The following is a 17577-nucleotide window of genomic DNA, read 5'->3' on the forward strand; positions in this document are numbered from 1 at the left end:
CGCTTAAGAGTTTAGACCGTGGTGCACACGGTTGGCATCCATAACTTTTTGAATTTCCTCTGTATCATAGTAGATAATACCACCCACTTTAGTGTATGGTAGTGTCCCATTGATGCGAAGGTTTTGAAGTGTTCCCGGACTAACTTGAAGCAAGTCCATAACCTCAGAAGATTTGAGGTATTTTTTGATCTTTCCAGCGGCTTGTTTGGAAAGCAATTTTTTAATGTCATCGAGCAATTCCATTTTGAATTCCCGAAGGTCGTCTGTGGTAATAATACTTGTCGGCATAATAGAACGGTTTTAATGGAAAGGGACCATCTGGTTTATGATTTTAAATGATAGTCCCTGACCTGATTTGACTTTCGTTCTACAAATTTGAATAGGTTTATTTGATTTTATTCCCCAGTACGACCGTACTACGGTCAAAATTTAACATCTTGAAATTTAATGGATTTTGTAGTGTTCTGAGAGTTCTGAATTGAAAATCGTGTGCTAAATCACACCAAATTAGATGAAAGTGGCTTCAAAAACCAAAAGACCGTAGGTCAACCGTAGTACGGTCATTTCTTAAGAGAAAAATTTGACTGTTATTCCTCGCTTTTGTCCATTTCTATGAGTAACGAGGTAGAAAGTTCATCGAGAAAAAGTGTTCTGCTATTCTTACGGTTTTTAATATCCTGAAAGGTTTTGTAGATGTCCTTTGGTTCAATATCAAATAGCTGTTGTAATTTTTTTGAAACTTGCATTATGCTTTGATTATCCTGTTTGCCCAATCCTTTCGCACACAATGCGTAAACCAGTTCCACGTAGTCTGTATTAGAAAAAGGCCAGTCCATCTTTTCTATTTTCTTGACGCCATTTAGTTTGCCGTTTAGTCCTTTCCTAATCCGATGCTTTTTTTCATCCAAGTAAACTACCAATAAATCGTAAGCTATGTATTTACCGAGTAGCATATCTCTCGGTGTACAAAACTCTGGGTCTTGAAAATAAAATTTAGAAGTTGTGATGTGGAATGTTTCGAGGTAATCTCGTGTGTAGTATTCCTTATCGAAATGGGTAGCACCGGAATTCACATAACGCCCAAAATCGATATTGTAGAGGAAGAACCGATTGATTTTACTAATTTTTTTCTTAATCGATTTTAGTTGCGCATCTTTATCGCCCTTTGGAAGTTGTATCTCAAAGGAATGTATTTCTGAAAAATAGATGAGTTTTATGAGTGGAACTTGCTTAGTGTTCTTGAAGAAATTTATTTCATCTTGAATCGTCTTAAATTTCGTCTCAATTATTTCTTTTTTGTAGGCACTCAGTAATTTGCGGCAGGCTTTTATGGAACTATAAGCACTTTCTAAAATGCTTCCATTCTGAATTTTAATTTCATCCAGATCCTGAAGTAGTTTTTTTGATAGTATTTGAGAATTCATAAGCAGGCAATTTTTGTTTGGAAACCATAGAAATGGGATTTAGTTGATACGATTGGTTAGTTGATGTCATAGTCCTGCAAAATGTTATAAATGAAAGTCACGTGTCATAAAATTTGTGGCTCATTGGTGTATTTTAGGGAACTCTTACTAAAGTAACTTTACTTCGTAATTGTACAAGGAAAACGTACCGTATATAATTACGGAATAGTCCGTATTTTTCTACGGATTATTTGTGAAGTATTGCAAATAGTGGGTTAAGACAGAATTAAATTTACTTACTTTTTTTCCTGAATCGTTTTAAAAATTCACGCCTATTCTTTACACCTGTCTTTTTAAAGATATTTGATGCGTGTTTTGACACGGTACTTTCGGCAATAAATAGGTCTTTTGCAATATTTCGGTAGCTTGAATTACCCAATATCGACAAGGCAATTTCTATCTCTCTACGAGTTAAATCTTCATAGATGATTTTTCGTTCAATAGATTCGTCACGTTGTTTTTCCTTTAACGCAAACACTTCATACATTCTATTATTGTTCTCTATAAAGTACAAGTATCTATCTGCCTCAATTGCGGTTATGGCAAAGAAAGCTAAGTTCATAACCGTAAAAGTTATCCATTGATAATCGCCAATGACCGTGCAAATAGGCAAAAAAGCTATACTGGCAACGCTTACCATTGAAAGCTTGTTTCGCCTCAATATGAAAGGATTTGGATTGCTTGGATTTGATATTCGACGGTAGAAAATAAACAGAAAAACAAATGCAATAACGGATATTGGTATGGTAAACAGAAAGCGAGCGGAATTAAGGGAATCTGTCAAAAAGTACGGAATGAGAAACAGTACCACAAAACTCACGCTTGCGAGTATAGCAAGGTTTCTTATGGACGAATTGAATTTCAAAACAACAATATCGTATTCTTTATAGAGGTAGTAAACGATATATACGCACAATGCTATAGCAACACCATACGTGATAATATATTGTAAGATGAAAGGGCCTGGGAAGTTGTCAATTGGTAGGAAACCGCCAGTTGCGTTATAGGCTACAAACAAAATTCCAAGGTAAAGAAAGCGTCTTAGACTACTTCGCGTTTTCTTTCTGGAAAAGTAAATAGTGAGCAATACTATGAACGTATCTATTAATAGATAGAAAAAGGTTGTCCAATGTATCGCTGTACCAAACATTTATTCTACTTCTCATTGTGCTCAAATTTGTTGGTTTCTAAATTCTTGAAAACGTTGTTCCAATTAAAAATTTGTCCGTTCATAGCAATATAAACATCCGGTTTTAGAAGCTGTAGTGAGCTAATTGCATACCCTAAATTAAACGGTGCATCTGTATCTGCAGATGAACCTAAAATGAAAGACCCAACCAAAACGATTGTCTTATTCAAATTGAGTTTTCCTATATATTTTGCGGTATCTTCCATTGTGAAAGTGCCGTGGGTAATCAGTATCTTAGTCGCATTAGTTTCCTTAATCTTGCTCGCCAATAGCTTTCTGTCATCATCCGTTATAGCACGACTGTCTTTTTTGAAGACACTTTCGATATCATATTGAAAATTGATATTTGCCTTATCCAAAAAATCCTTAATACCTACATTGGATGAAGTAATGCCACCGTCATCAATATAGTCCAACCCTTCGATTGTACCACCAGTTGTGAGAATGTGAATCATAGATTTAGACTTCTTATCACTTATAAAGATAACATTAATTTATTTGAAACTATTTTATTTGCTTAGTCAGAGTAAGGCCTCTAAGAATCCTTCCACTTCATTTTCTGCAATCTAATGGCATTAAGAATAGCGAGTAAAGCAACACCTACATCAGCAAAAACAGCTTCCCACATTGTTGCTAATCCACCAGCACCAAGAATTAGAACTATTACTTTTACACCGAAGGCCAAACCAATATTTTGCCATACGATACTTCGAGTTGAACGACCAATTTGAATCGCTCTTGCAATCTTACTCGGTTGGTCTGTCTGTATGATAACATCAGCAGTTTCGATGGAGACATCGCTTCCTAAACCACCCATCGCAATACCTACACCACTTGCGGCCAAAACTGGTGCATCATTGATACCATCACCAATAAATGCTACTTTTGTATCAGGTTGTTTCTTCAGTTCTTCAACTTCGTTTAGCTTGTCTTCAGGTAACAATCCACCTTTTGCCCAATCAATGTTTAACTCTTTTGCAACTTGTTGCGTAATAGAATCCTTGTCGCCTGATAGCATTATAATCTTAGAAATTCCTGCATCCCTAATTTGTTTTATAGCTTGGTGTGCATCATCCTTAAGTTCATCTGCAATGGTTACGTAACCTGCAAATTTCTCATCAATGGACACCATAACTATTGATTCCACAATACCATCCGTTTCCGAAGGAACTTCTATGTTGTTTGAAGTCATCAAAGCTTTGTTGCCTACCAACACCGTCTTCCCATTAACTGTACCCTTCAATCCCTTTCCGGCAACTTCTGAAACATTAGTCGCTTCATAATCCGAACCGTCTGCTTTGTATTCGAGAATCGCTTTTGCAATAGGATGGGTAGATTGTTCTTCCATTGCCATCAGATATTTCATAAACTCAGCTTCCTCAAATATGATGGAATTGATTTCCTTAATTTTGAAAACCCCTTTGGTAACCGTTCCGGTTTTGTCCATTACGACCGTGTTCACTTTGGTCATTGCATCGAGAAAAGATGCACCTTTGAATAGAATACCGTTTCGGGATGCCGCACCCAATCCGCCGAAATAGCCCAAAGGAATAGAAATAACCAGCGCACACGGACACGAAATCACAAGGAATATCAATGCTCTATATAGCCAATCTCTAAACACATAATCATCTACAAAAAAGTAAGGCAAGAATGTCAGGCCGATTGCCAAGAATACAACGATTGGTGTATAAATCCGCGCAAATTTTCTAATGAACAATTCGGTCTTTGATTTTCTGGCAGTTGCATTCTGTACCATATCAAGAATACGTGCAATGGAACTATCCTTAAATTCTTTTGTGGTCTCGACTTCTATTACCCCATCCAGATTAATACTTCCGGCAAATACGCTATCGCCTTTGGCAATAGTGTCAGGTTTGCTTTCGCCTGTCAAGGCTGCGGTATTAAATGAACCTTTATCAGAAAGCAAAATACCATCGAGCGGTACTTTTTCGCCCACACGCACTTGTATCTTTTCGCCAATCTCAACGGTCTCGGGATTTACGGAAACAAAATCGTTATCACGATAAACCAAAGCTTCATTTGGTCTTACATCCAGTAAAGCTTTAATGTTTCTTTTGGCTCGGTTAACCGCTGCATTTTGAAACAGTTCACCCACAGCATAAAATAGCATTACGGCTACACCTTCGGGATATTCGCCAATGGCAAATGCCCCTAAAGTGGCAATTGACATTAAGAAGAATTCAGTAAAGAAATCGCCGTTCTTGATGCTGTTCCATCCTTCCCTAATCACGGGAAATCCAACTGGGATATATGCTACTGTGTACCACAAAATGCGAATCCATCCTTTGAAAAACGGAAAGGCATCAAAGTAATCAATTGTAATTCCCACTATCAGCATCACAAAGCTGAAAATTGCAGGCAGATAGGTTCTGAAGTTTGAAATTTCTTCAGGGCTACTATGGTTATGGCCATCGTCGTGACTGTGCTCGCCTTGGTGTTCTTTTGGTTCTAAGTCACGTAAGTTTACTTTTTTCTTTTTCATCTATATTTCATAAAATTTAATATCGCTTCAAAATTTACTTTGATAATTTGAGTATTCTTAGAGCACCGCGCATTACAATTGCAAATACAATCCCACCGATTACCAAATCGGGCCATTTACTATCTAAAAAATAAACAAGTACACCTGCAAGTATTACCCCACCGTTGACTATGATATCATTGGACGTAAAAATGACACTTGCTTGCATATGTGCTTCCTTGCTGTCGGTCTTGTTGATTAACCATAATGATATAAGATTTCCTATTAAAGCGAAGATTGAAATAACAATCATCCATTGAAACAATGGGGTTTCACTTTCAGTAAAAAATCTTCGTAAAACCTCTACGAAACCCAAGAGGGCAAGCCCCATTTGAAAATATCCGCTTATTCCGGCAACTTTCTTTTTTCGGGTAATGCCACCACCTATTGCAAAAAGACTCAGCCCATACACAATGGAATCTGCTAACATATCCAATGAGTCTGCAATAAGACCCATTGAGCCGGATATCCAACCCGTAGCCATTTCTACAACAAAAAAACCTAAATTGATACCCAAGACCCACCATAAAATCTTACGTTGCTTTTTTTCATCTTTGCCAACAGGTGGCTCGGCATCTACAGTATCTTTGAAACTATCGCCTAATCCCAACTGTCCGATTGCTTTACTTATTTCATCTACATCATCTGTATGATATACTTCTAACTTTCTATTGGGAATGTCAAAATCAAGGTATTTGACTTGTTTAAAACCATCTAACTTCATACGAATCATCTGCTCTTCCGAGGGACAATCCATCTGACTTATTCTAAAAGTACTCTTATTCAAAATCTATTAATTTCGTTAGTATATAATTATAGTAAAATGCTATTGCATTTATCGCATATTCCTGTTAGTACAAGGTTTACTTCCTCTGCCAAAAATCCATCGGGCAAATTTATTTGCGGAATTTTATGCTCGGTCAAACACACCGTTTCGTCACAATTGCTGCAATGAAAGTGCAAGTGCAAATCTTGTTCTATTTCACAATTGCAACCTTCTTCACAAAGGGCATATTTTGCAATACCTGTACCATCGTCTATTTGATGCACCACGTTTTTTTCCTCGAAGGTTTTTAAGGAACGGTACAATGTGGTCCTGTCCGCTTTTGCAAAAGCAGACTCAATATCTTTCATAGCAACCGCACTATCCTTTTGTGCCATAAACTTATAGATAAGGATGCGCATCGCTGTTGGGCGCACGTTCTTTTCTTCCAATAGTTTTTCAATTTCACTCATATCTTCGTTCTAATCTGTTATTAGTCATCGTCACCAAGTTCCCCTTTTTTCATCTCTGCTATTAAATAATAGGCATTGTTGTAGGCGTATTTTGTGTTAGGTTCAATTTTATTCAAAAAATCTATAGCCACCCAATCATTATCTTGAGTGCCTTTAGCTATTTCAGTAGGCGTAAATTTCCAATTGTCGCCTTCTTTTTCTGCTGTAAACACATAATATTTTCCGCCGTCTGCTGCTATGGCACTTTCAGGAATTGCCGTGGTCATAGTATTATCTGTTTGAATGCGCCCTTGGATGTACATTCCCGGTATCAAGTTGCCCTCCTTATTTTCAATTTCGGCGTGAACGTGTATTGCTTTTGGATTCTGCTCAAAAGTCTTTCCTACGGAATAAATTTCCGCCGTAAGTTCTTTTCCAGGAATAGATTGGACGTTAAAGGTAACTTTCTGTCCTTCTTTTACTTTGTAAACATCCTTTTCAAAAACCATTAAATCTGCGTGTACGTGATGGATGTCCACGATTTCCATTAGGTCGGTTTGAGGTTCTACATATTGTCCTGTTTTAACCTCTACTTTTTCCACAAAGCCTTGAATAGGACTTCGTAGCGCAACCCTTTGATAAATAGTGCCATTTCTCACACCTGATGCACTAACATTTAATTGTTGTAATTGTGCTTCCAAACCGTTCACCATACTTCGGGAAGCTTGATATTCCGCTTCTGCTTTTTGGAAATTGGCACCGCTGCCCACACCTCCATCATAAAGAGTTTTTTGGCGTTCGTATTCCTTTTTGAGAAACTGACTGTTACTATATGCATTGAGGTAATCCGTCTGTTTCTGAATAATATTGGGATGTGACAGATAGGCCACCGTCTGACCTTTGTTGACCTTATCGCCCTCGATGACCTCTATAGAAACCACGTTCGCACCCACTACTGTAGTGATGGTCGCTTCATTTTGTGGCGGAACTTCCAATTGACCGTTCGCTTCTACGTATCCGCTCATATTGCGCTGGGCAAGCGTATCGACTTCCATTTGTAGGACATCATACTGTTTAGCAGTAAGTGTTACTATTTCATCTTCTTTAGAGTGATTTTCTTCTGTTTCTGAATGTGTTGCATCATCGTGGTCGCTTTCGGTTTTTGACTCGCCACAACTAATTATTGTCAATGCCATAAGCATTGCGGTAATCGGTATATATTTTAATTTTTTCATCTTTTTAGTTTTGAAAGTATTGTAGTTCAAACAAGGCATCTAAATAATTGTCAAGCGCATCGAGCGCATCCATTTCGGTGTTTATGGCATCCCTTATAATCTGCGTGAATGCAGAATAATCCACCGCACCTTCCTTGTAGGCAAGTAACGCACCCTTACGCTGTTCTTCTGCAAGTGGCAGAGCTTTATCCCTGTAAAACTGCCAAGATGTTTTCCATTTTTGATAGGCTTGTACTGCCTGCTGAAATTCAGATTGTAGTTGGCGTTGGGTATAGTCCGCATTTGTCTTTGCGATTTCGCTATTGATTTTAGCGGCTTTGGCTTGACTGCGCTGTGTGCCCGAAAACAACGGGACGGAAATCCCTGCCTGATAGGTATAAAATCCGTTATCGCCATTGACCTGTTGCAATCCACCTTGAAGGTTTAATTTAGGAAGTAGCTCGGCACGAGCGGCATTATAGTTTGCTTCGGCTTCATCGATGCGCCTTTGTGAAAGTTCCAACTCTGGATGTCTTTCTAAATTCGCACCCAATCCCAATAGAGCCACCTCATTTTCTTCAAGCGAATCTGGTACAGAATAAAAAATGTCTGTTGTCAGCCAGAGATTTAGCTTTTGCAAGGCAATGGCATAATCGCTTTCGGCCTGTTGCAGTTTGTTACTGATTTGCAACGCTTGGTTTTTCGCCGATGAATATTCCAATCTGGAAATGGCTTCTACTTCAAAGTTGAGTTGGATGGCCGTTTCAAACTGTGAATAGAGGGAATCCAGCTCGCGGTACAGTTCAAATTTCTGTCGCTGTTGGTATGCCTGCGACCAAGCCTTTTTCACTTCCTGTTCCACTTGCAATTCAGACAGGTCGAGAGCGGTTTCGGCCAAAGCTATTCGTTGTTTTTGAAGTCGCTTTTTTGCACCGATACCCAAGAGGTCTAAATTTTGTTGCCCTACACCAACTAAAGTATATATACCTTGACCATCTGTTATTTCTTCGCCACCCGTAAAAAATTGGGTGTTCCCAAAATCATAAGCAATACCTTTAAGTGCGTTCTGTCGTTGAATTTCCAACTGTTTCGTTTTCAATAACGGATAGTTTTCCTTGGAAATTTCTACTGCTCTTTCCAATGAAACAATTGGTAAAGAATCTTGAGGTTGGACTTGTTGTGCTTTCGCGAAAGCGGAAGTGAATAAAAGGCAGACCACGGCTGTTGCGGTAACAAATTTTGGATTGAATTTCTTCTTCCGTTCCGACCGTTTTTCGACCCATTGGTAAAAGATGGGAAGGATAAAGAGCGTCAGAAGCGTTGATGTTATCAATCCACCGATTACCACGGTCGCCAAGGGTCGCTGCACTTCAGCACCTGCCGAAGCTGATATCGCCATCGGAAGAAATCCTAAAATATCGGTAAAGGCCGTCAGCATAATGGGACGTATTCTGCGTTTTGTACCTTCAATTATTCGGTCTTTTAAATTGGTCACGCCTTCTTCCTTCAATTCATTTAGACCGCTAATCATTACCAGTCCGTTCAGGACGGCAACACCAAAGAGGACGATAAAGCCGACCCCTGCGGAAATACTGAAAGGCATATCCCGAAGCCATAGTGCGAATACACCGCCAATGGTCGCCATCGGGATGGCCAAGTAAATCATCAAGGTCTGCGGAAAGGATTTTAATGCGAAATAAATCAAGATAAAAATCAACAATAAAGCAATCGGGACCACAGTCTGTAATCGCTCGCTTGCTCTTTCAAGATTTTCAAATGCACCACCATACCGAATAAAATAGCCTGGTGGTAATTCAAGATTTGCGTCCAGTTTATCCTTAATCTCGTTAACTAATGATTCCACATCACGTCCGCGCACATTTACACCCACGTAGGTTCTTCGGTTGGTATTGTCCCGGCTTATCTGCATCGGACCTGGTTCGTATTCGATTGTGGCCAGTTCTTGAAGCGGAATCTGCGAGCCGTTAGGCAAATTGATGTACAGATTTCTGATGTCATTGATGTCAGTACGGTTCTGCTCGTCGAGCCGAACCACTAAGTTAAAACGCTTTTCGCCTTCAAAAATGACCCCTGCATATCCACCCGCAAAAGCGGACTGTACCATTGTATTGAGTTGGTCGATACTCACACCATACTGTGCCAGTTTGTTGCGATTGTATTTAATGGTCATTTGGGGCAATCCAGAAGTTGCTTCTGCCCTCATATCGCCTATACCTTCAGTACCCGCTATGATTTTTGTAATCTCATCGGCCTTTGCAGCAAGTACGTCTATATCCTCACCATAAATTTTAATGGCAACATCTTCTCGAATACCCTCTAACAGTTCATTAAAGCGCATTTCGATTGGTTGGGTAAACTCATAATTTACGCCCGGGATAATGCTTACCGCTTCCTTCATTTTATCAATAAGTTCATCCTTATCATCGGCAGACACCCATTCATCTTGGGGTTTTAGAATAACAAATACATCAGCGAAATCCATTGGCATCGGGTCTGTGGGCACTTCGGCCACACCGATACGGCTTACAATTTTCTCAACTTCCGGAAATTCGGCCTTTATGATACGCTCAACTTTAGTAGTGGTCTCAATCGTTTCGCTTAGTGAGCTTCCGGGTTTAAGTATGGTGTGAAATGCAATATCGCCTTCATCCAGTTGGGGAATGAATTCGCCACCCATTCTTGTAAACATAAAAACGGTTAGGGCAAATATGGCGACGGCAATACCCACAATCCATTTTCCCTTGTTTAAAGTCTTGACCAAAAGTGGTTCATACTTCCGCTGTACCCAATGCACGAAACGGTCGCCCCAAGATTTTTTTTCCGTCTTGCGTGGTTTTAAAAATAGTGCGGACATCATTGGAACGTATGTCAGGCAAAGAAACATAGCACCAATCATTGCAAATATGAATGTGAGCGCCATTGGTTTAAACATTTTGCCCTCGATGCCTTCCAAAGCCAGTATGGGCAAGAACACAATTAGAATTATCAATTGCCCAAAGAAGGCGGCATTCATCATTTTCTTTGATGCATTTGCGGCTATCTCATCACGTTTTTCCTTGTTTAAAGACTTCTTTTTTAGGATGTAGCTTCCCATTAAGAATACGCTGGCTTCCACGATGATGACCGCCCCATCTACGATGATACCAAAATCGATAGCACCTAAACTCATCAAGTTCGCCCATACGTCAAAAACGTTCATTAGTATAAAAGCGAACAATAGCGATAAAGGGATAGTCGAAGCCACAATAAGACCACCACGCCAGTTTCCTAAAAGGAAAACAAGTACGAAAATCACGATAAGCGCACCTTCGAGTAGATTGTTACGCACCGTGCCGGTTGTTTCACTTATAAGCTTACTTCTATCCAATAAGGGCTGAATGACAACCCCTTCAGGAAGGGATTTCTGTATTTCGGCCATCCGGTCTTTCACACGTACAATAACCTCGTTTGAGTTTGCCCCTTTGAGCATCATAACAAGACCGCCAACGACCTCACCTTCGCCGTCCTGCGTCAAAGCCCCATAGCGCACGGCAGAACCAAAGCGCACATCTGCAACATCACTTATGGTAATGGGCACACCATTTTCATTTTTGATGACGATTTTTTTAATATCATCAAGGCTTCGCACCAAACCTTCACCTCGAATGAAGTTCGCCTGATGGTTTTTCTCAATGTACGCACCACCTGTATTTTTATTGTTCGCTTCCAATGCTTCGAACACATCGGTAATAGTAAGGCCGATTGCCTTTAATTCATTAGGGTCGACGGCCACCTCATATTGCTTTATTTTTCCGCCGATGGCATTAATTTCTACAACACCAGGCACCATTGCCATTTGCCGTTGCACAATCCAATCTTGCATTGTACGTAAATCGGATAATGAATATTTATCTTCAAATTCAGGTTCTACCTTTAAGGTATATTGGTACACTTCCCCCAAACCTGTTGAAATTGGCCCCATACTTGGCTGTCCAAAACCCTCTGGGATTTGTTCACGTACTTCGGTCAGTTTTTCAGAAACAAGTTGACGCGGTAAATAGGTACCCATATCATCGTCAAAAACGACGGTTACTACGGAAAGGCCAAAGCGGGACACCGAACGAATTTCCTTAACGTTGGGCAGATTGCTCATAGCCACCTCGACGGGATAGGTTACGAATTGCTCAATATCTTCCGTTCCCAGATTGGGCGATTGCGTGATGACCTGAACCTGATTATTGGTAACATCTGGTACGGCATCAATAGGGACTTGGTTCATACTGTAAATGCCAGCACCGATTAACGCTAATGTGAGCAGTCCAATAATGAATTTGTTATTGATTGAAAAATCAATGATTCTGTTAATCATAGAAAGTAAGGGTGTTAATTCAATTTAAAATGTTGTTGAGCACATTGCAAAAAATGCAATGCGTTAAATTGACGAATCCAATAGATGGACACGTCAAAACAGGATATAGCTATCCTACTAAAACTGAATTATACTTGAGGGGGCTGTAATAGAGAATGGGGAATATCTTTGCCAAGGTTATCGAAGTGGGCAAAGTATTCGTGTGGAATTGCAGGCTGTATCGGTTCAAACGGTACAATACCAAAGTCTATACTATGACAATGACAACAATGACATTCACAAAAGGGCGAGCATAGTTCACAGTCTTGGCTGTGGTCGCCATCAATATCTATTACCGTAACAACTTGGGAATCATCCGCACTACTTACGGTATCACTACAAGGCACCACATTGAGCGCCAAGAAGTAAAATGATAATATGATTGCAATAAATTTCACGGTACAAAGATAACAGAATTTTTGTGCAACTGTGTTGCAAATGGTTAATCGTAATTTTTCTTTTTAAAAGAATACCTTCACTTATTTAAAATATGCTTTTTAACTATAGTTCCTAAATCTTTTTCTGAAAACCATATATCATCTGGATGAAGATGAAGAACAGGTGCCTGTTCGCATTTATTGTTGCAGTCCATTTGCTCAACTTCAATTTTATTTTTGAGCTTGTATTTTTTTATATAATAATCCAAAAGTTTTCCTTTTTTCTTTCGGCAGTTTACACCATCACATCGATAAACGACCGGTCTTTGACTTTTAAATTTTTCCATTTCTACTTTATTTAATTTCCTCAATCACACTACCGCAGGTCAACATCGCATCGCCATAATAAGGGTTCTTTATTTCTTCTTCAGTACTTAACCATACTGCGCCCTTATTGTTGTTTGCCATTGGGCATTTTTGGACATAGTAATTTGTTGAGTTTTCTATGTTCATAGCAATAGGCACGATATTCTCATTAAGTATCACAAAATGTGCTCGCTGGTTTTCCAGATTTTCATTGGTTGCAATGGCATCCAGCATCTCGATACTTTTGGTAAGATGTTGCTTTTCCATTTTGCCTAAATCCGATGTAGAAATTTCCTTTAATTTTTTTGATGTCGCTTTCGCGAAAGCGGAAATCTGACCAGCATCGCTTGCTACAAGAGCATCTTTCATTTTAAGATATGATGGTAATGCTTTATTGAATTCAGTACTAAAGCTATTACTGAAACTCATTTCCATATCGCCCATCATAGCTGATTCATCCTGCATCATTTGCTGATTCATCATTGATTTTTTACCTTGTAATTGAGCAGCAGCATCTACTGTAAACGTTCCATTAGTTACTATTTCATCGCCATTATTCAGTCCAGCCGATACTTGGTAATTTTCGCCAGAGCGATTGCCCAAGGTTACTTCACGCATTTCAAAAACAGGTTCGTTAGGATTGGTTTTTAAATATACCAATGAACGCTCGCCCGTCCACAGTACAGCACTTGCGGGAACAGAAAGGGTGTTTTCCATAGTTTGGGTTGCACCTTTTACCTTACCTGTCACAAACATTCCTGGCTTAAATAGGTCGTCTCGATTTTGTAAGGTTGCACGCACCGTTACTGTACGTGTGGCATTGTTAAGCATAGGGTCGATGAAAGAGATAGTTCCTTCAAATTCCTTATTGGGATAGGCATTGGTCGTAATGTTGATTTTTTGTCCAACCTTAAATTGTGCAATCTGATTTTCGTATGCATCAAATTCTGCCCAAACCGAATTAAGATTGCTCAACTTCACAATAGGCTGTCCTTGATTAACATAATCGCCTTGTGCTGCCATTACTTCTGAAACCGTTCCTGAAACAGTTGCATAAATAGGGAAGTTTTCTCGCACCGTTCCACTTTCTTCTATGGCATTGATTTGTGAGTCCGAAAGTTTCCAGTTTTTGAGTTTATTGCGCACCGCTTTATATAACGCTGGTTGCGATGCTTTCAGCGATGCAGCTGTAATTAATTCCTGCTGCGCCGCGACAAGGTCTGGCGCGTAAATGGTTGCCAGTAACTGACCACGGTTTACTTGCTGACCGTCATAATTAACATTAAGTCGCTCAATCCTTCCCTTAAAATAACTGGCTTGCACGGTATTATTTTCTTCGTTTGCAGCTATTTTTCCCGAAAGGGATATCATACCATCATCATCGCTGGATTGTGTATTACCTACGATAGTGGTCTGGATATTTGCCAGCGCCATTGCGTTTTCGGTCATTTTAATCTCGTTTATTGCGAGTCCTTCAGCACTTGATTCGGCAGGAATTAAGTCCATTCCACATATAGTGCAATCGCCAGCTTCGGGTTGCATTATCTGTGGGTGCATTGAACACGTCCACATTTGGTCTTCGGTTTCGCCAGAGTGGACGTGGTCTGACATTTCAGACATATCCTTATTTGAATCACTTGACCCATTTCCAAAAATGAGCCAGCCTGCGCCCAAACCTACGATTACGGCTATTGCTATATATAAAATGTTCTTATTCATAATCTTATTTTTCGTTTTCTAAACGTTCAATCATCGCCTTCATCTCGGCAATTTCCTTACGTTGAGCTTTGATGATATCTTCAGCCAATTTTTTGACTTCTGGGTCTTTAATGTCGGCACGTTCACTTGTTAATATTGCTATAGAATGGTGTGGTATCATTGCTTTCATCCAGAGTACATCGCCCACGGTTGACTTTTGGTCGCGTACCAGCCCTAATGCACCTACAAATAGAACGATGCTGCCCAAGACTATAGCTATGTTTTTCTTTTTATTTTGATACATACCACGCATTGCAACAAACATTATGATGGCCATAGCTGCGATACCAAGGCAGACCATATAGAAACGCGTAAGGCTGAACCAAACGTGGTCCCATTCATAGGTATTTAAATACATCGTGATATACATTGCTATAAAAGAGCAAGCCAGCATCGCTACAAAGCGCGTATAATGATTTTTTGATTTTCCTGAATTTGTGTGTTCGTTTGCATTCATAATTTTTGGTTTTATAATTAGTTATTAAATTGACTTTGTTCGCAGTCTAAGTGCATTGGCAATTACTGATACTGAGCTGAAGCTCATTGCCAAAGCCGCAATCATTGGCGATAAGAGTATTCCGAAAAAGGGGTACAGCAGTCCTGCCGCAATCGGTATTCCTAATGTGTTATAAATAAGTGCAAAAAAGAGGTTTTGCTTAATATTGCGCATTACTACGTGACTAAGATTACGTGCCTTTACAATACCGTGCAAATCCCCCTTAACTAAGGTAATGGCAGCACTCTCGATAGCAACATCCGTTCCCGTGCCCATTGCGATACCTACATCGCTTTTAGCCAATGCAGGTGCGTCATTAATACCATCACCTGCCATTGCAACCACTTTACCTTGCTCTTGTAATTTCTCGACTTCCTTAAGCTTGTCTTCGGGTAGCATACTTGCTTGAAAATCTGCAAGGTTCAGTTCATCTGCAACAGCTTTTGCGGTGTCGTGATTATCACCCGTAAGCATAATGACTGCAATTCCCTTATCCTGCAAATCCTTGATAGCTTTTGCGCTCGTTTCCTTGATTTTATCGCCTATGACCACGTAACCAGAAACTTTACCATCAATGGCTAGATAGGAAACTGTCTTACCTTGCTTTTGATAGGATTGCGCTTCGTTTTCCATCACTTCGGTAAGCGTGGCATTCGCCTGTTCCATCATTTTGGCATTTCCTAAAGCCACTTCTTTTCCGTTCACTTTCCCTTCAACACCTTTTCCAGTAACCGCACTAAAACTATCAGCTTTTAAAAATTCTGCGCTTTGTTCTTTTCCATATTTTACCGTTGCTTCCGCCAAAGGATGTTCACTTTGGCTATTAAGGGATACAATGTATTGTAGCACTTCGCTTTCGCGAAAGCTTTCATCAAAAGAACCCACTTTTTCAACTGTAGGTTTTCCTTCGGTAATAGTTCCAGTTTTATCAACGATTAAGGTATCAACCTTATCCATTTTTTCAAGTGCTTCGGCATTTTTGATGAGCACACCATTTTGTGCGCCTTTACCGACACCCACCATTACAGACATTGGTGTAGCAAGTCCCAAAGCACACGGACAGGCGATAATCAATACGGCGATTGCATTGACCAAGGCATAAACATAGGCTGGTTCTGGTCCCCAAATTGCCCAAACACCGAATGTTACGGCAGCGATTATGACAACGACAGGCACGAAATATCCCGAAACGGTATCTGCTAATTTCTGTATTGGCGCACGGCTACGACTGGCATCATTGACCATCTGTATAATCTGTGAAAGCAGCGTATCAGAGCCTACCTTTTCAGCCTTCATCAAAAAGGATTGGTTACCATTGATTGTTCCGCTACTTACTTTATCATCTACTGATTTGTTCACGGGAATAGGTTCGCCCGTAATCATCGATTCGTCGATGGAAGTTTCGCCTTCAGTAATTACACCATCCACAGGAATCTTATCGCCCGGCTTCACACGCAGAATATCATTTAATTCAATTTTGTCGATGGCTACTTCCTGTTCTTCGCCATTTACAACCTTAACAGCCTTATTAGGTGCTAATTTTAAAAGTTCCTTGACCGCTGAATTAGTCTTGCTATGCGCACGAGCTTCAAGCATTTGACCAAGTAGTACCAAAGTTAGAATGACGGTTGCTGCTTCAAAATAAACGTGAACCGTTCCCGCTTCGGTCTTAAATTGGTCAGGAAAAAAGTCGGGAACGAGCATCCCGAATACACTAAAAAGCCAAGCTACACCTGCACCAATGCCGATGAGCGTAAACATATTAAGGTTCCACGTTATTATACTGCGATAGGCACGTTCAAAGAACATCCAAGTGGCATAGAAAACCACAGGAATGGAAAGTGCAAACTGAATCCAGTTCCAGTATTTTAGCTCTAAAACATCGTACAAAGGATTTTTAGGAATCATCTCACTCATTGCAATTATAAAAATTGGCAATGTAAAGGCTACGGCAAACCAGAATTTTTTCAGTAGTTTTTTATAGCTGTTTTCTTCGGCGGACAAATCAGGTTCCATAGGCACCAAATCCATACCGCATATAGGGCAACTACCAGACTCGTCCTTTATGACTTCTGGGTGCATAGGACACGTCCATTGTTCTGATGTGGTTGCAGAAAGATTAACTTCTTCAACCAAATCCATTCCGCAAACAGGACAATCGCCAGGCTTATTGTAAGTCTTGTCGCCTTCACAATGCATCGGGCAATAGAATGTTCCTGTACCTTTTCCTTTGGGTTTCTCAACTTTCTTCTTATTGTTGGTGTGATGATGTTCCCCATTTTTATGGATGCTGTACCGTACACCATCAGCTTTCAGCGCTTCTTGAAATTTATTGATAGGAATATGGGATTCCATTTCTATGGTCGCTTCGGCCTTTTCGAGATTGACAACCGCATTAGTTACACCTTCTACTTTAGATAGTGTCTGTTCAACGTGGGTTCTGCAACCGTTACACGTCATTCCCTGTATGTGATATGTATGTTTCATTTTTTATTCAATAATATGCCTGATACGAGAAAGGTTCTAACTAACCAACCATCAATGAA

General features: G+C 39.9%; 14 protein-coding genes. All 14 read right to left on the reverse strand.

Features of this window, described 5'->3' with window-relative positions; translation table 11 throughout:
* Positions 1-3: 3 nt before the first annotated feature.
* The 14 genes from G5V56_RS16210 to G5V56_RS16270 all read right to left on the reverse strand — a co-directional run bounded on the left by G5V56_RS16210 (position 4) and on the right by G5V56_RS16270 (position 17518).
* Complete coding sequence (locus G5V56_RS16210; protein WP_166967021.1) at positions 4-288, reverse strand: helix-turn-helix domain-containing protein; 285 nt, start codon at positions 286-288, stop codon at positions 4-6.
* 299 nt (positions 289-587) lie between these two features.
* Entirely contained in the window at positions 588-1424 is an 837-nt protein-coding gene (locus G5V56_RS16215; RefSeq protein WP_166967023.1) for an RteC domain-containing protein, read from the reverse strand.
* Positions 1425-1695: 271 nt separating this feature from the next.
* A complete protein-coding gene (locus tag G5V56_RS16220) occupies positions 1696-2613 on the reverse strand; it encodes a helix-turn-helix domain-containing protein (RefSeq protein WP_166967025.1) in 918 nt (305 codons plus the stop codon).
* 5 nt (positions 2614-2618) lie between these two features.
* Positions 2619-3107, reverse strand: a complete 489-nt coding sequence (locus tag G5V56_RS16225; RefSeq protein ID WP_166967027.1) for an asparaginase domain-containing protein — start codon at positions 3105-3107, stop codon at positions 2619-2621.
* A gap of 80 nt (positions 3108-3187) precedes the next feature.
* Entirely contained in the window at positions 3188-5158 is a 1971-nt protein-coding gene (locus tag G5V56_RS16230; protein ID WP_166967029.1) for a heavy metal translocating P-type ATPase, read from the reverse strand.
* A 34-nt stretch (positions 5159-5192) separates the two neighbouring features.
* Positions 5193-5984, reverse strand: a complete 792-nt coding sequence (locus G5V56_RS16235; RefSeq protein ID WP_179367681.1) for a cation transporter — start codon at positions 5982-5984, stop codon at positions 5193-5195.
* Positions 5985-6010: 26 nt separating this feature from the next.
* A complete protein-coding gene (locus tag G5V56_RS16240) occupies positions 6011-6433 on the reverse strand; it encodes a Fur family transcriptional regulator (RefSeq protein WP_166967033.1) in 423 nt (140 codons plus the stop codon).
* A gap of 20 nt (positions 6434-6453) precedes the next feature.
* On the reverse strand, positions 6454-7647 hold the full coding sequence (locus G5V56_RS16245) for an efflux RND transporter periplasmic adaptor subunit (protein ID WP_166967035.1): 1194 nt from the start codon (positions 7645-7647) through the stop codon (positions 6454-6456).
* A gap of 4 nt (positions 7648-7651) precedes the next feature.
* Entirely contained in the window at positions 7652-11995 is a 4344-nt protein-coding gene (locus G5V56_RS16250; RefSeq protein WP_166967037.1) for a CusA/CzcA family heavy metal efflux RND transporter, read from the reverse strand.
* A 128-nt stretch (positions 11996-12123) separates the two neighbouring features.
* Positions 12124-12432: a DUF6660 family protein gene (locus G5V56_RS19175; protein WP_317166442.1), complete on the reverse strand. Its 309-nt coding sequence runs from the start codon at positions 12430-12432 to the stop codon at positions 12124-12126.
* A gap of 77 nt (positions 12433-12509) precedes the next feature.
* Positions 12510-12758, reverse strand: coding sequence for a (2Fe-2S) ferredoxin domain-containing protein (locus tag G5V56_RS16255; RefSeq protein WP_166967039.1), 249 nt, complete (start codon positions 12756-12758; stop codon positions 12510-12512).
* A 7-nt stretch (positions 12759-12765) separates the two neighbouring features.
* Positions 12766-14496: an efflux RND transporter periplasmic adaptor subunit gene (locus tag G5V56_RS16260; protein WP_166967041.1), complete on the reverse strand. Its 1731-nt coding sequence runs from the start codon at positions 14494-14496 to the stop codon at positions 12766-12768.
* 4 nt (positions 14497-14500) lie between these two features.
* Complete coding sequence (locus G5V56_RS16265; RefSeq protein ID WP_141876706.1) at positions 14501-14992, reverse strand: DUF305 domain-containing protein; 492 nt, start codon at positions 14990-14992, stop codon at positions 14501-14503.
* 24 nt (positions 14993-15016) lie between these two features.
* Positions 15017-17518 (reverse strand): heavy metal translocating P-type ATPase, encoded by a 2502-nt coding sequence (locus G5V56_RS16270; protein ID WP_166967043.1) that lies wholly within the window; start codon positions 17516-17518, stop codon positions 15017-15019.
* Positions 17519-17577 lie beyond the last annotated feature (59 nt).

It is taken from the genome of Yeosuana marina, from assembly GCF_011762485.1.
Taxonomy (GTDB): domain Bacteria; phylum Bacteroidota; class Bacteroidia; order Flavobacteriales; family Flavobacteriaceae; genus Yeosuana; species Yeosuana marina.

What these genes read in the sequence shown, in the direction of transcription:
- G5V56_RS16220 (WP_166967025.1), bottom strand. Translation starts at nt 2,613, where the DNA reads ATGTTTGGTACAGCGATACATTGGACAACCTTTTTCTATCTATTAATA.
- G5V56_RS16245 (WP_166967035.1), bottom strand. Translation starts at nt 7,647, where the DNA reads ATGAAAAAATTAAAATATATACCGATTACCGCAATGCTTATGGCATTG.
- G5V56_RS16225 (WP_166967027.1), bottom strand. Translation starts at nt 3,107, where the DNA reads ATGATTCACATTCTCACAACTGGTGGTACAATCGAAGGGTTGGACTAT.
- G5V56_RS16265 (WP_141876706.1), bottom strand. Translation starts at nt 14,992, where the DNA reads ATGAATGCAAACGAACACACAAATTCAGGAAAATCAAAAAATCATTAT.
- G5V56_RS16240 (WP_166967033.1), bottom strand. Translation starts at nt 6,433, where the DNA reads ATGAGTGAAATTGAAAAACTATTGGAAGAAAAGAACGTGCGCCCAACA.
- G5V56_RS16260 (WP_166967041.1), bottom strand. Translation starts at nt 14,496, where the DNA reads ATGAATAAGAACATTTTATATATAGCAATAGCCGTAATCGTAGGTTTG.
- G5V56_RS16255 (WP_166967039.1), bottom strand. Translation starts at nt 12,758, where the DNA reads ATGGAAAAATTTAAAAGTCAAAGACCGGTCGTTTATCGATGTGATGGT.
- G5V56_RS16250 (WP_166967037.1), bottom strand. Translation starts at nt 11,995, where the DNA reads ATGATTAACAGAATCATTGATTTTTCAATCAATAACAAATTCATTATT.
- G5V56_RS16215 (WP_166967023.1), bottom strand. Translation starts at nt 1,424, where the DNA reads ATGAATTCTCAAATACTATCAAAAAAACTACTTCAGGATCTGGATGAA.
- G5V56_RS16270 (WP_166967043.1), bottom strand. Translation starts at nt 17,518, where the DNA reads ATGAAACATACATATCACATACAGGGAATGACGTGTAACGGTTGCAGA.
- G5V56_RS16230 (WP_166967029.1), bottom strand. Translation starts at nt 5,158, where the DNA reads ATGAAAAAGAAAAAAGTAAACTTACGTGACTTAGAACCAAAAGAACAC.
- G5V56_RS16210 (WP_166967021.1), bottom strand. Translation starts at nt 288, where the DNA reads ATGCCGACAAGTATTATTACCACAGACGACCTTCGGGAATTCAAAATG.